This is a genomic window from Pelobium manganitolerans (genome assembly GCF_003609575.1).
Lineage (GTDB): Bacteria > Bacteroidota > Bacteroidia > Sphingobacteriales > Sphingobacteriaceae > Pseudopedobacter > Pseudopedobacter manganitolerans.
The window spans coordinates 38605-51233 of the sequence record NZ_MBTA01000028.1; the positions used below are offsets into that span (position 1 = coordinate 38605).

Sequence of the window (12629 nt, forward strand, 5' to 3'; positions counted from 1 at the left end):
GTTTGCCAAATTCTAAATCCGTCCCAAAACAAAACATAGCATAAGCGCTTGCTTTGCAATACCGAATTAGCGTGCCGCGGTTAGCGGTTAATAAAAAAATATGGGGAGTGCTTGCCCTGCCTTGGGATTTGACAGGGGTTAATTTATAAAGTCTTTATTGGTTTTTAAGAAAGCACGGTCCAGAACATAAGCCGATAAACACGAAAGGTTTAAGCGGCAATTACTCTTATATAAATAAACCGACATGTCCATTTTACAATTAATCTTTAAAACACTAAGATAAGCAAATTTTAAAGAGGAATAAAGATAGCTTTGTCATCTTGCCATACTAAATGCGCTATAAAGCATTTTCAATAAACAGCGCCTTTGCTATATTTGCAGCTTCGCAAATCAGAAAACGGCAGTTGGAAAAGCACCTTACCCATCCGATATTCAAAATTGTCTCCCGCATTGCACAGCAACAAAAAGTGGAGGCCTTTGTTATTGGAGGTTTTGTGCGCGATATTTTTCTGCATCGCAACTCAAAAGACGTTGATATTGTAGTGCTGGGCAACGGTCCCGATTTTGCAACCGCAGTGGGCAAAGCCATTAACGCGCAGGTTACTGTTTTTAAGAACTTTGGTACGGCAATGCTTCGTTATCACGATTTGGAGGTGGAGTTTGTGGGTGCGCGTAAGGAATCGTACCGCGCCGAATCCCGGAAGCCCATTGTAGAAGACGGCACTTTAGAAGACGACCAAAAACGCCGCGATTTTACCATCAACGCTATGGCTATCGGTTTATCCGCCGAAAACTATGGCCAGCTGATAGATCCCTTTAACGGCATTCAACATCTGGAACAAAAGGTAATGGTAACACCTTTAGATCCGGCTATCACTTTTTCTGATGATCCTTTACGGATGATGCGCGCCATACGTTTTGCATCGCAACTGAATTTTAAAATTAGCGATGAGGCATTAAAGGCCATTGCAACAAATAAAGAGCGCATTGCCATTGTTTCTAAAGAGCGCATTACCGACGAATTAAACAAAATTATTTTATCGCCGGTGCCTTCTATCGGTTTTAAATATCTGTTTGATACCGGCTTATTGCATTTGATATTTCCGGAGATGGTAACGCTTTATGGCGTGGAGTACATCAAAGGAAAAGGACATAAAGACAATTTTTATCATACGCTGCAGGTGCTGGATAATGTGGCCAAAGTAAGTGACGATTTGTGGTTGCGATGGGCTGCTATTTTGCACGATATTGCCAAGCCTGCAACAAAACGCTTTGATAAAAAACAGGGCTGGACCTTCCACGGGCATGAGGATAAAGGCGCGCGAATGGTGCCAAAAATATTCGATAAGCTTAAACTTCCGCTTAACGATAAAATGAAGTTTGTGCAGAAATTGGTCTTATTGCACTTGCGCCCCATTGTGTTGGCAAAAGAAGTGGTAACAGACTCGGCGGTGCGGAGGCTTTTGTTTGAAGCCGGCGAAGATATTGACGCCCTAATGACGCTGTGCAATGCGGATGTTACTACCAAAAACGAGTACAAAATCAAAAAATACCGTAATAATTTTGAGCTTGTTCAGCAAAAACTTAAAGACGTAGAAGAAAAAGACCAAATACGCAACTGGCAACCACCGGTGAGTGGCGAAGATATCATGACGGCTTTTAATATTAAGGCCGGCAGAGAAGTAGGGATTATCAAAAACCAAATACGCGAAGCCATTTTAGACGGTGATATCCCCAATAACCGCCAAGAAGCTTTGCAGCTGATGGCAAAATTGGGCGCCGATTTGGGCTTGAAACTTGCTTAGTTATTTCAACAATTATCAATCAAAAAATATTTTACACCATGGCAGTTTACAGATTTAAAATAAGTTTTGAGGATTATGACGACGTAGTGCGCGAAATCGACATCAAATCCAACCAAACTTTTAAAGATCTCCACTTCTTTTTTTTGAAGCAGATTGGTTACGACCCCGAAAAACCTTCGTCGTTTTACGTAAGTAATGATCAATGGATAAAAAATGAAGAGCTAGCTTATCTGCCTACGCAACGTAAAATTGATAACGGTGTAGCCCTGATGGAAAACTCGCGTTTAAGCCGTTTTATCGATGATCCGCATCAGAAGTTTTACTACGTGTACAACTTTGATAAGCCTTACGAACTGCATGTAGAGCTGATTAAAATTTTGGATAACGATGCGACTAAAGAGTTTCCGAGTTTATTTAAAGCTATAGGAGAAGCGCCGAAAATTATCGTTCCGTTTATGTCGCCAGATGATGATTTTGATGCTGATGATGCCGATGAACTGGACGATAACGATATGACTTTGGCCAGTGATGATGAGTTAGACAGTTTGAATACCGATACTGAAGTCGATGACGGAGACAATGATGAAGAAGGTGGTGACGAAGAAGACGAATTTTCAAACGAGTTTTCAGACGACGATTACGACGATAGAGATTAAAAAGTAAAAAGTAAAAAATAAAAAGTCAAAAAATTAAGACTTCCGGCGAGAGTTTGGAGGTCTTTTTTTTTTGATAGTTGGGCGCAGCGGATCCGCTTGGTGCAAAAGCGCTATATTTGTTAAAAACAGCTTAGTTTGGGTAAAGCAAAAACATTAATTGCAGTTGTAGGGCCAACCGCAATCGGCAAAACAGCGATGGCTATCAAGCTTGCGCAGCATTTTGAGACGGAGATTATCTCGGCAGATTCGAGGCAGTTTTTTAAAGAGATGAGCATTGGCACAGCCAAACCGAATGCGCAGGAGCTTAAGGCGGCAAAACATCATTTCATAGGCGCTATCTCCGTACAAGATGATTATAACGTAGGAGATTTTGAGGCACAGGCCTTAGTTACCTTACAGCATATTTTTGAAAAAAATAAGGTTGCCATAATGGTAGGTGGCTCTGGCTTGTATGTAAACGCAGTTTTATACGGTTTTGATGAACTGCCTAAGGCACCCGCCCAAGTGCGCGAAGGCTTAAACGCACGTTTAGCCGAAGAAGGTTTACCTGCTTTGCAACAAGACTTGCAAAAATTAGATCCAGCTTATTATGCAGAAGTTGATTTGAATAATCCGCAGCGCGTCATCAGAGCTTTGGAGGTTTGCATCAGCACGGGAAAACCTTTTTCTTCCTTCCGCCGCCAGAAACAACGCCGTGAAAGGGATTTTGAGTACATCCTCATTGGCTTAAACGCGGATAGGGAGTGGCTTTATCAGAGGATAAATGAGCGCGTAGACCTGATGATGCAAGACGGTTTGGTAGAAGAAGTGAAATCTTTGCAAACATTCCAACATTCAAATGCGCTTAAAACCGTGGGCTACTCGGAGATATTCAGGTATTTAAACGGCGAGTGGACGCTGGCGCAAGCAGTTGATAAATTGAAACAAAACACGCGGAACTTTGCCAAACGCCAAATTACTTGGTTCAAAAAAAATGAAGGGATCCGTTGGTTTAATCCGCAGCAATTTGATGAAGTGGTAACGTTTATTGAAAGCAAGCTTAATGATGAAAAAACAGAGCACGGCTAGTACCAGTGGTTTTTTAATGGGTCTGATGCTGGGCTTTTTGATTGGTTTGGCCATGTTTAAAGAAACACCAAGATCAGAAAGGAGCGAAGCATTCCCTTATTTAGTGAGTGCCGGAGCATTGTTTTGTTGCTACGCTGGGTTTAAAATTGGCGCTTATCACGATTTTCAAAGCTACCGCGATGAATTTTTAGGAATAAAAAACATTAGCACCCGATACCGCACGCAAGATGGTTTTTGGCAAATAGAAAGCCTGTGGCAACAATATCCGGCGAAGGAACAAATTTTAATCACCACTATTTTAGACAACGAAACGGTTAGCATTTTTAACAATTTGGTGATTGCCAACCACGGCTTTGCCGCAAATGGCAAAAGCGCGCAAAAATTGCACGATGAAACACTAAACGACTTGGTACAACAATTAAAAGATAATTTTAAGCAGAGTGCGGGTTAACGATGCATTTTGCCAATCTTAGTGCAGAATCAATGAAGAACACCGCCTTATTGACAAAGTTATAGATGATGAAATATTAATTGCCAAGTGCAGGTTTCATTATGATTAGCTTACCAAACCCATCTAATGCCGCCAGAAAGATCAATGCGATTCATGCTTTCATAATTGTCTTTGTCTAGTTTTAAGGTTTGTTGCCCTGCGCTGGTGGTATATTTTAATTTTTTTAATACGCCAAGCATATATCCGGCCTGTAATCCTAAATACAAACTGTTCGAAAGTTTAAAATCTGCACCAAAATCCAAGCTCGCGCCAATGTTAGAACCCGTTATTTTAATCGGGTCTACCAATCTTCCTTCGTCCTTATAGCTGATATACCCTAGGGCAATATTTGCCAGCCACGTGATTTTAGCAGATTTAGATTGTGCGCGGTTGTAAAATACAGCGCCCACAAACTGCGTATTTATATTGTCGGCCATGGATCCATAACGTTGTTGGCCATAAGCGTCTTCAACATAAACATTCGCCATGCTATTTTTGCTGTAAAAACTTGAATATTTTAAACCTAGACCAATATCTTCTCGCCAAAAATAGCCTCCATCTACGCTAAAATGCGAGCCCGATTTTAGCTCTTTAACGTACTGCCTAAAGTCTTCCGGAACGTTATTGTTGGTTTTGCTCATTAAAAAGCTTGGCCCTCCGCTAAAAGCTAGCCTAAATTTTTTTAAAGGAATTACACTTGGTTTTGCGCCAATTGCATTTTCCGGTACGCTATCCTTTAAAACAGTAATATTTTGTGCGCTAATTTTGTTGATGTTAAAAGTGCTAGCTTTTGCGTTAATTGAAAGCGCCAAAGCAACTAAAAGTATAGGTTTACGCATAGTTTTTTATAGCGTATAATATATCTAAATGTTTGGTTTAGCAAGCGCAAGCAGAAAATATTTTAGAGCGGTGGTTTCCAAAAATATGCGCGTTTCACAGCAATCCGTGTTTAGTAAGCTGCCGTAAATCTTTGGCGCACGTGTTTTGCCTGCTCTGCCTCGTCTATAATAGCTACCGCTAAATCTTCTACCGAAAGTTTAGAGCTGTTCGCAGCATCAAAAACAGGTTCGTCTTTACCTAAGCGGTATTTTCCGGTTCGGCCTGTATTTATGCCTGGGTGCATTTCTATGGCCGGACTAAAAAAGGTCCAATCAAAGTCTGTTTGTGATTGCAAATGGTTAAGGTAATCGCGTGCAGCTTTGGCTCCGTTTTTAAATTCGGCCGGAAACCCGTCTGTATCCACCAACTGAAAGGTTGGCGCAATGTACAAACTTCCGGCGCCACCAATAACAATAAGGCGTTTGCCGGCTTTTTTTGCGGCTTTTTCAACAGCTTTTGATCCTGCCAAAAAGTCGTTGTATAAATTAGGATTTTCCCAACCGGCGTTAAATGCGCTTACTATTAGCTCTGCATTTTGGAAGATATCGGCAGTTTCTTCCGTATTTAACACGTCTACATCCTTGGTCGTCAGCTTTTCATTTTCAAAAGCTAGTTTTCCGCTGTTTCTGGCCAAGGCAATCACCTCATGACCACGGTTTAATGCTTCGTTAACTAAGGCTTTGCCCACAAATCCTGTGGCACCTACAATTGCAATTTTCATGATAATCTATTTATTGATAAATATTTGCGATAAAATTTCGCGATTAATAATGTAATTTTATTTGGCACAGTTATTCGTTAAAAAAATCAATCAAACTTTTTACAAAAGTCTTTTAAATTTATGTTCGATAGTTTTTGCAACATTGCTTGTTCTGCTTCGGAATATAAATTTTCCAGGTGCCCGTTAATTTTTTTACCAACAGGGCATTTAGGATTGGGAGTGTTTTTAGCTAAAGATAAGATGGATTTAGGGAAAACTAATTTGAATATAAACCCCAGATTAATATCTGATGCTTTTTTTGCTAAATAGCAACCGCCATTTTTTCCTTCTTTGCTGCTTACAACTCCAGCTTTTTTTAAAACAGAAATTTCTTTACGGACCAAAACAGGGTTGATGTTGATACTGCTTGCAATATAGTCTGATGAAAGAAGTTCTCGTTCGTTTTTACAAAGCAAAACCAAAATATGCGTGGCAATGGCAAAACGTCCGTTATTCATTTCTGTAATGTTTTTTATTACAGTACAAAAGTAGAAACAATTTTTATAGGATTGTAGGCTTATTGAACGAAATTACTTTTGTTTGACGAGGAAAGGTGAAGGTGATGGAGTGTTTTTAACCGGCGCAGCTTGGAGCTGAGACCAAAAAAGAGGCGCCGGTTGTAAACCAGCGCCGGCTCTCGGAGTAGGAAACCTACCACGTTAAATTGAGATTTTTATAAAGAACAAAATTTTGATATTTAGAAATTAGAGTAAGTTCTTCTGTTATTGCTTGAACAATTATTAAACGATCAAAGGGATCTTTATGGTGGTTTTCTAAGGCTAAAAGTGTGGTGAGATGGTTAAATTCTATGGGCAATAGTTTGAAACCATTGTTTATAATCTCGTTTTTCAAATCTGTTAATGAAACCTGCATACTCATCTTATTTAAACTGAGCTTTATTGCTATCTCCCATAAAGAAATGATGCTGATATGCTTTTTGGAGCGTGAACTTTCGATATTTTCTTTTGCTAACTTGGAAAGTTGTATATCCCCATTTAGAAACCATAACAGCGTATGCGTGTCAAGTAAATAGTTTCTCACATGTAGTCTTTGAAAATATCAAGAGGTTCATCAAAATCTTCCGCTAACTTTATTTTACCTTTTAAGGCGCCAAACATCGGACGTGCTTTTTTTAGATTATCGCTTTTTTTTATAAGTTCGTCAATGTAGGCCATTGCTTGCTTCTTCAAGTCGGCTGGCAAAGCATCCAATTTTTTATATAACGTAAAAGTTGTCATAGCTTTAGCTAAAAAACTATTTTCCAGACTAAAACGCGAAAAAATCCCGGTTTATTTCTCTTTAACTCAACACATAATCCAATTCCATTTCATCTAAACTGCACAACAGTTCTTTGCTGATATTAATCTGCCGGCTTTTGCTAGGTAAGTCTATTTTAATTTTTTCTTTACGATCCAGCACCACAAAACCTAGTTTTTTACTGCCCATGTGGTTATTGAATATTTCGTCTAAATCGCTAATTAAAGTGCCGTTAATGTGTTCCAATTCTAAACAAATGTCAATCTTGCTGGATTGTTTTTCTAGCACATCCCTCAAATCAGAAAATTCTTGGAAATTAATGCGCGAGCGTTTGCTGCCATCCGGATTAGAGAAATAACTTACATTCCCTTTGATATAGAGGTAATTATTTGGCACTAAGTGGTGTTTAAATTTTAAATAGTCATCACGGAAAATGGCAAACTCGAAAGCATCATCATAACCTTCCAGTTTAAAATATGCGAAACCGCGCCCGTCTTTAGAGACTTTGTGCACCACAGAAGTAACAATGCCGCCAACTTTAAATTGGAAATCTAGCCCTTTATCAATATCAGCGAAAGCGGCCAAATTGCCTTTTGTGCAGTATTTACTCAGTACCAATTGGTATTCGTCTAAAGGATGCCCTGAAATGTAAATACCCACCACGTCTTTCTCGTTAGCCAGTTTTTTTATTAAGCCCCACTCTTCGCAGTCCGGTAAAGAAGGTTCGGGCATTTCAACAGCGGTACCGCCACCAAATAAGCTCCCTTGCGATGAATTTTCGTTTTCTTTATGTTTTGCACCGTATTTAATGGCCTGTTCTAGCATGCTGCTGCCACCATCTTCATAAAAATATTGTGCGCGGTGTGTGCCCTCGAAGCAGTCAAAACCACCGGCCAATATTAAATTTTCTAAGGCTTTTTTGTTGGCCGCCCGCAAGTCAACGCGTTTGGTTAAATCAAAAATAGATTTGTATTTGCCGTCTTTACGGTTTTCTACAATGGTTTCCACAGCGCCGGCGCCCACACCTTTTATGGCGCCCATGCCAAAACGGATGGCGTTGTTGTGGTTTACTGTAAATTTATAGTGCGATTCGTTAACATCTGGACCTAAAACCTCTAGGCCCATGCGCTTACATTCCTCCATAAAAAACGTCACCTGTTTAATGTCGTTCATGTTGTTAGAAAGCACCGCGGCCATATATTCTGCCGGATAATGCGCTTTTAAATAGGCCGTTTGGTAAGCAATCCAAGCGTAACAGGTAGAGTGCGATTTGTTGAAGGCGTAACTAGCAAAAGCTTCCCAATCTTTCCAAACCTTTTCTAAAACTTTAGGGTCATGACCTTTTTCTGCTGCCTGCGCGATGAATTTGGGTTTCATCTTATCCAGCACATCCTTTTGCTTTTTACCCATCGCCTTACGCAAAACGTCGGCTTCGCCTTTGGTAAAACCGGCCAGTTTTTGCGAAAGCAACATCACCTGCTCTTGGTAAACCGTGATGCCATAGGTTTCTTTCAGGTATTCTTCGCTTGCCGCGATGTCGTAGGTAATTTCCTCCTCACCGTTTTTACGGCGCACAAAGCTTGGGATATAATCCATTGGCCCGGGGCGGTAAAGCGCGTTCATGGCAATTAAATCGCCAAAAACGGTAGGGCGCAACTCTTTCATGTACTTTTGCATCCCCGGCGATTCGTATTGGAAAATACCTACCGTTTCGCCTCGCTGGAAAAGCTCATAAGTTTTCTCATCATCAATAGGGAAGTGGTCCGGATCCAGCTCGATACCTGTTTTTTGCTTCACCAATTTTACAGTGTCCTTAATCAGCGTAAGCGTTTTAAGGCCTAAAAAGTCCATTTTTAACAAGCCGGCACTTTCTACCACCGAGTTGTCAAACTGGGTAACGTACAAGTCGGAGTCTTTTGCCGTAGCTACGGGAACAAAGTTGGTAATATCACTTGGCGTGATGATAACGCCACAAGCGTGAATGCCGGTATTACGTACAGAGCCTTCTAAAACCTGTGCTTGCCGTAAAGTTTCGGCGCTTAAATCGCTGCCCTCTGCAATGCCTTTTAGCAGGTTCACGTTTTCCAATTCTTCGGAGCGCAAAGCACTTTTTAGTGCCGTATCGTCTAAATTGAAAATCTTCGCCAGCTTCATATTTGGGATGAGTTTCGCAATTTTATCGGCTTCAAAAAGGGGCAAATCCAGCACGCGTGCCGTATCACGGATAGATGATTTGGCGGCCATGGTGCCGTAAGTGATAATTTGCGCAACCTGGCTGGCTCCGTACTTATTAATTACATAGTCCATCACGCGTCCCCGGCCCTCATCGTCAAAATCGATATCAATATCGGGCATTGAAACCCGGTCCGGATTTAGGAAACGCTCAAAAAGCAAATCATAAGCGATAGGATCAATATTGGTGATGCCCAAGCAATACGCCACTGCCGAACCTGCCGCCGAGCCCCTTCCCGGGCCCACGGAAACATCCAACTCTCTCGCTTTCGCGATAAAATCCTGTACAATCAAAAAATATCCCGGGTAGCCGGTTTTCTCGATGGTGGCCAGCTCAAAATCCAGTCGTTCTTTAATGGCGGGCGTTATTTCATCGTAACGTTTGGCGGCGCCCAAATAGGTAAGGTGCGCCAGATATTTATTTTCGCCACGTTTGCCACCGTCTTGCTCATCCTCGGCCACCAAAAACTCTTCGGGAATCTCGAATTTTGGAAGCAATACATCGCGGTGAAGCGTGTAAGCCTCAATTTTATCTACCACTTCTTGAATGTTAGAAATGGCTTCGGGAATATCAGCGAAAAGCTTCTTCATCTCTTCGCCCGATTTGAAATAGTATTCGCTGTTGGGCAGGCCAAACCTAAAACCACGGCCCCGGCCTTTTGGCGTAGCCAATTTTTCGCCGTCTTTTACGCAAAGCAAAATATCGTGCGCGTGTGCATCTTCTTGGTTTACGTAATAAGTGTTGTTGGTAGCTATCAGTTTAACTTGGTGCTTTTGTGCAAGCGCAACCAAAGTTTGGTTTACATTGTTTTCGTCCTCTTGGTTGTGGCGCATCAGCTCCACGTAAAAATCTTCGCCAAACGTATCTTTCCACCACAATAATGCTTCCTCGGCCTGCTTCTCGCCCAGGTTTAAAAGTTTATTAGGTACTTCGCCGTAAAGGTTCCCAGAAAGTACAATCAAATCTTCTTTGTATTGTTCAATTACGCTACGATCTATCCGTGGCACATAATAAAAACCTGCTGTGTACGCAATGGACGACATTTTTGCCAAGTTATGGTAGCCTTTTTTGCTTTTCGCCAGAAATACAATTTGGTAGCCATTGTCTTTGCGACTTTTATCGGTATGGTTATCGCAAACAAAAAACTCGCAACCTACAATAGGCTTAATAATGGTTTCTGTGGCGCTTTGTCCGGCTTCTAAAGCGGCTTCGTTTTTAGCTTTTGCCGCTTTGTTATGGTTCATCACGGCGCTAACAAAATGGAAAGCACCCATCATGTTGGCGTGGTCTGTAAGGGCAACAGCCGGCATTTTGTGTTTGGCGGCCGCTTTTACCAAAGCACCAACAGACGTGGTTGATTGTAAAATGCTAAACTGCGTGTGGTTATGCAGATGCACAAATTCGGCAGAAGCTAAATCGGCTAGGTTGGCGGCTACGTTCTGTTGGTTAACGGCGCCAGCCTGTGTAGCTGTGGCCGCTTTTATTTTTGCCGATTCTTCTTTAAGGTTGATGTGTTTTAAGCCGATGGATTTAAAAGGCTCGGTATTTACACTTTTAAAGTTGGTAAGATATTCTTCCTCGGCCTGTAAATCGGCAATGGTGAATACATCTTTCCGTAAAAGTTCAAAAAAGCAGCGGGTAGTTGCTTCCACATCGGCGGTGGCGTTGTGGGCCTCTGCAAAAGGTTGGTTAAATAAATACTGGTGCAGTTCTGTTAAAGTAGGCAGTTTAAATTTGCCACCACGGCCGCCCGGGATTTGCAGTAAGCTTGCGGTAACCTCTGTACAGGTATCTAAAACCGGCAGGTTAAGCAAGTTGTTTTGGATGCCCAAGCGGTGAAACTCGGCACCCATAATATTGATATCAAAGTTTAGGTTTTGGCCAACAACAAATTTGGTTTCGCTTAGCGCGATGTTGAATTTCTCCAACATTTCTGCTAAAGAAATACCTTGCTGGGTGGCCAAATCCGTAGAAATGCCGTGAACACGCTCGGCATCATACGGAATGTTGAACCCTTCGGGTTTTACCAGATAGTCTTCATTTTTGATGAGCCGGCCCATGTCATCATGCAGTTGCCAGGCTATTTGTATACAACGGGGCCAATTGTCGCTATCGGTAACGGGGGCGTCCCATCTCTTCGGCAAACCTGTGGTCTCGGTATCAAAAATTAAATACATATTCGGATATATTATTGTTAGCTAGCACTTTGAAAACGGCAGATAGAAATTCTGACGCGATACCAAATTTATCAAAAATTGGGAAGCTTTTGGGGCTGTTGATAATTTGTTATATCATCCAAAATTCATAAATCATAGTCATTGTTTTTAGTCTTTTTAAAAAAATGAGATTTTTTGTCACCTTTTTTTAAGTGCCCAACTCTATTAGCATACAAAAACAAATAAATAGATTATGGAAACTTTAGCTTTAAATGACAAAATTAAAACCACTTACAATTTATTATATATTGTGTTTGTGGTAGTGCCAATTGTGGCAGGAATTGATAAATTCACCAATTTATTGGTCCAGTGGGACCAGTATATTAACCCAGCGATATTAGGGTTGTTGCCTTTTTCGGCACACACTTTTATGATGATTGTTGGCGTAATTGAGATTGTAGCCGGCATAATTGTTTGGAAAAAAGCCAGCGTTGGCGGTTATATTGTAGCAGCTTGGTTGGCTTCTATCGCGATAACGTTAATTTTTAGCTTGCACTTTTTAGATGTTGCTGTGCGAGATTTAGTAATGGCCATTGGCGCTTTTTCAATGGCTAATTTAGCGCGCGCCTTAAAGCTATAATTTTAGATATGGAGTTGCCCCAAACTTATACCGATGCCGAGCTGGTAAAGCGAATAGTTGCAGGAGAGACATTTCTGTTTGAAATCTTGATACGCCGTAACAATTCTTTTCTTTACCGCTTAGGCAGATCGTACCGTTACAACCACGAAGACACTCAGGATTTAATGCAAGATACCTTTGTAGATGCTTTTACACACCTTGCAAAGTTTGAACATCGCTGCAGTTTAAAAACGTGGCTGCTAAAAATTATGCTCCATAATTGTTTCAAAAAACAAAACAAATGGGCGTTTAAAAATGTTAAAGCAAAAGATATCAACGAACAGTGTATGCCTATGTTTAGTGATGATAAACACACAGATACATCAAAAACGGTGTTGAACAATGAGTTGAATATGATTATTGAAGATGCCTTAGAAAAAATACCGACAGACTACCGGGTGGTGTTTACGTTAAGAGAGGCAAACGGTTTAAAAGGTGCAGAGGTGGCAGAGATTTTGGCAATTTCTGAAGATAGCGTGAAAACCAGGTTAAGCCGCGCTAAACGTATGCTAAGGCAAGAGATTGAGAAAATTTATTCAAAAGAAGACATTTATCAGTTTAACCTAATTTATTGCGATAAAATGGTAAACCGGGTAATGGATAAAATAAACGTGATTAAGGATCAAAACTAAGGACAGATTAAGAA

General features: G+C 41.0%; 13 protein-coding genes. 7 read left to right on the plus strand and 6 right to left on the minus strand.

Translation table 11 applies throughout. The features are described 5' to 3' along the window. Positions 1-404: 404 nt before the first annotated feature. The 5 genes from BCY91_RS14895 (at position 405) to BCY91_RS17980 (ending at position 4089) form a co-directional block, all read left to right on the plus strand. Entirely contained in the window at positions 405-1805 is a 1401-nt protein-coding gene (locus BCY91_RS14895; RefSeq protein WP_120182967.1) for a CCA tRNA nucleotidyltransferase, read from the plus strand. A gap of 38 nt (positions 1806-1843) precedes the next feature. Beyond that, on the plus strand, positions 1844-2461 hold the full coding sequence (locus BCY91_RS14900; RefSeq protein WP_120182845.1) for an IS1096 element passenger TnpR family protein: 618 nt from the start codon (positions 1844-1846) through the stop codon (positions 2459-2461). 135 nt (positions 2462-2596) lie between these two features. Further along, on the plus strand, positions 2597-3529 hold the full coding sequence (gene miaA, locus BCY91_RS14905) for a tRNA (adenosine(37)-N6)-dimethylallyltransferase MiaA (protein WP_120182846.1): 933 nt from the start codon (positions 2597-2599) through the stop codon (positions 3527-3529). Continuing rightward, on the plus strand, positions 3504-3980 hold the full coding sequence (locus BCY91_RS14910) for a hypothetical protein (RefSeq protein WP_120182847.1): 477 nt from the start codon (positions 3504-3506) through the stop codon (positions 3978-3980). Before miaA ends, BCY91_RS14910 begins: the two co-directional genes overlap by 26 nt. 28 nt (positions 3981-4008) lie before the next feature. After that, positions 4009-4089 carry a type II toxin-antitoxin system RelE/ParE family toxin gene (locus BCY91_RS17980; RefSeq protein WP_120182968.1) on the plus strand — a complete coding sequence of 27 codons (81 nt, stop codon included), beginning with the start codon at positions 4009-4011 and terminating at the stop codon, positions 4087-4089. Position 4090: 1 nt separating this feature from the next. Here the strand turns inward: BCY91_RS17980 and BCY91_RS14920 are convergent, their stop codons facing one another. From BCY91_RS14920 to dnaE, 6 genes are all read right to left on the minus strand, one after another. Then, on the minus strand, positions 4091-4858 hold the full coding sequence (locus tag BCY91_RS14920) for a hypothetical protein (protein ID WP_120182848.1): 768 nt from the start codon (positions 4856-4858) through the stop codon (positions 4091-4093). Between the two features lie 110 nt (positions 4859-4968). Next, positions 4969-5619, minus strand: a complete 651-nt coding sequence (locus BCY91_RS14925) for an NAD(P)-dependent oxidoreductase (protein ID WP_120182849.1) — start codon at positions 5617-5619, stop codon at positions 4969-4971. A gap of 86 nt (positions 5620-5705) precedes the next feature. Beyond that, positions 5706-6116, minus strand: a complete 411-nt coding sequence (locus tag BCY91_RS14930) for an Rrf2 family transcriptional regulator (protein WP_120182850.1) — start codon at positions 6114-6116, stop codon at positions 5706-5708. Between the two features lie 193 nt (positions 6117-6309). Beyond that, on the minus strand, positions 6310-6699 hold the full coding sequence (locus BCY91_RS14935; protein ID WP_120182851.1) for a type II toxin-antitoxin system VapC family toxin: 390 nt from the start codon (positions 6697-6699) through the stop codon (positions 6310-6312). Further along, the gene (gene vapB / locus BCY91_RS14940) at positions 6696-6896 is read right to left on the minus strand and encodes a type II toxin-antitoxin system VapB family antitoxin (RefSeq protein ID WP_120182852.1); all 201 of its coding nucleotides are present in this window, start codon (positions 6894-6896) and stop codon (positions 6696-6698) included. The genes BCY91_RS14935 and vapB overlap by 4 nt, the downstream gene beginning before the upstream one ends. Before the next feature lie 61 nt (positions 6897-6957). After that, positions 6958-11325, minus strand: a complete 4368-nt coding sequence (dnaE, locus tag BCY91_RS14945; protein ID WP_120182853.1) for a DNA polymerase III subunit alpha — start codon at positions 11323-11325, stop codon at positions 6958-6960. Between the two features lie 232 nt (positions 11326-11557). Here dnaE and BCY91_RS14950 point away from each other — a divergent pair, with 232 nt between their 5' ends. After that, a complete protein-coding gene (locus tag BCY91_RS14950) occupies positions 11558-11944 on the plus strand; it encodes a hypothetical protein (protein ID WP_120182854.1) in 387 nt (128 codons plus the stop codon). A gap of 8 nt (positions 11945-11952) precedes the next feature. After that, positions 11953-12615 (plus strand): sigma-70 family RNA polymerase sigma factor, encoded by a 663-nt coding sequence (locus tag BCY91_RS14955; RefSeq protein WP_120182855.1) that lies wholly within the window; start codon positions 11953-11955, stop codon positions 12613-12615. The last annotated feature ends 14 nt before the right edge of the window (positions 12616-12629 follow it).

Bases quoted from the DNA above. Each gene is read 5' to 3' on its own strand.
- BCY91_RS14900 (WP_120182845.1), top strand. From the start codon at position 1,844: ATGGCAGTTTACAGATTTAAAATAAGTTTTGAGGATTATGACGACGTA.
- BCY91_RS14910 (WP_120182847.1), top strand. From the start codon at position 3,504: ATGATGAAAAAACAGAGCACGGCTAGTACCAGTGGTTTTTTAATGGGT.
- BCY91_RS14920 (WP_120182848.1), bottom strand. From the start codon at position 4,858: ATGCGTAAACCTATACTTTTAGTTGCTTTGGCGCTTTCAATTAACGCA.
- BCY91_RS14925 (WP_120182849.1), bottom strand. From the start codon at position 5,619: ATGAAAATTGCAATTGTAGGTGCCACAGGATTTGTGGGCAAAGCCTTA.
- BCY91_RS14930 (WP_120182850.1), bottom strand. From the start codon at position 6,116: ATGAATAACGGACGTTTTGCCATTGCCACGCATATTTTGGTTTTGCTT.
- vapB (WP_120182852.1), bottom strand. From the start codon at position 6,896: ATGACAACTTTTACGTTATATAAAAAATTGGATGCTTTGCCAGCCGAC.
- dnaE (WP_120182853.1), bottom strand. From the start codon at position 11,325: ATGTATTTAATTTTTGATACCGAGACCACAGGTTTGCCGAAGAGATGG.
- BCY91_RS14950 (WP_120182854.1), top strand. From the start codon at position 11,558: ATGGAAACTTTAGCTTTAAATGACAAAATTAAAACCACTTACAATTTA.
- BCY91_RS14955 (WP_120182855.1), top strand. From the start codon at position 11,953: ATGGAGTTGCCCCAAACTTATACCGATGCCGAGCTGGTAAAGCGAATA.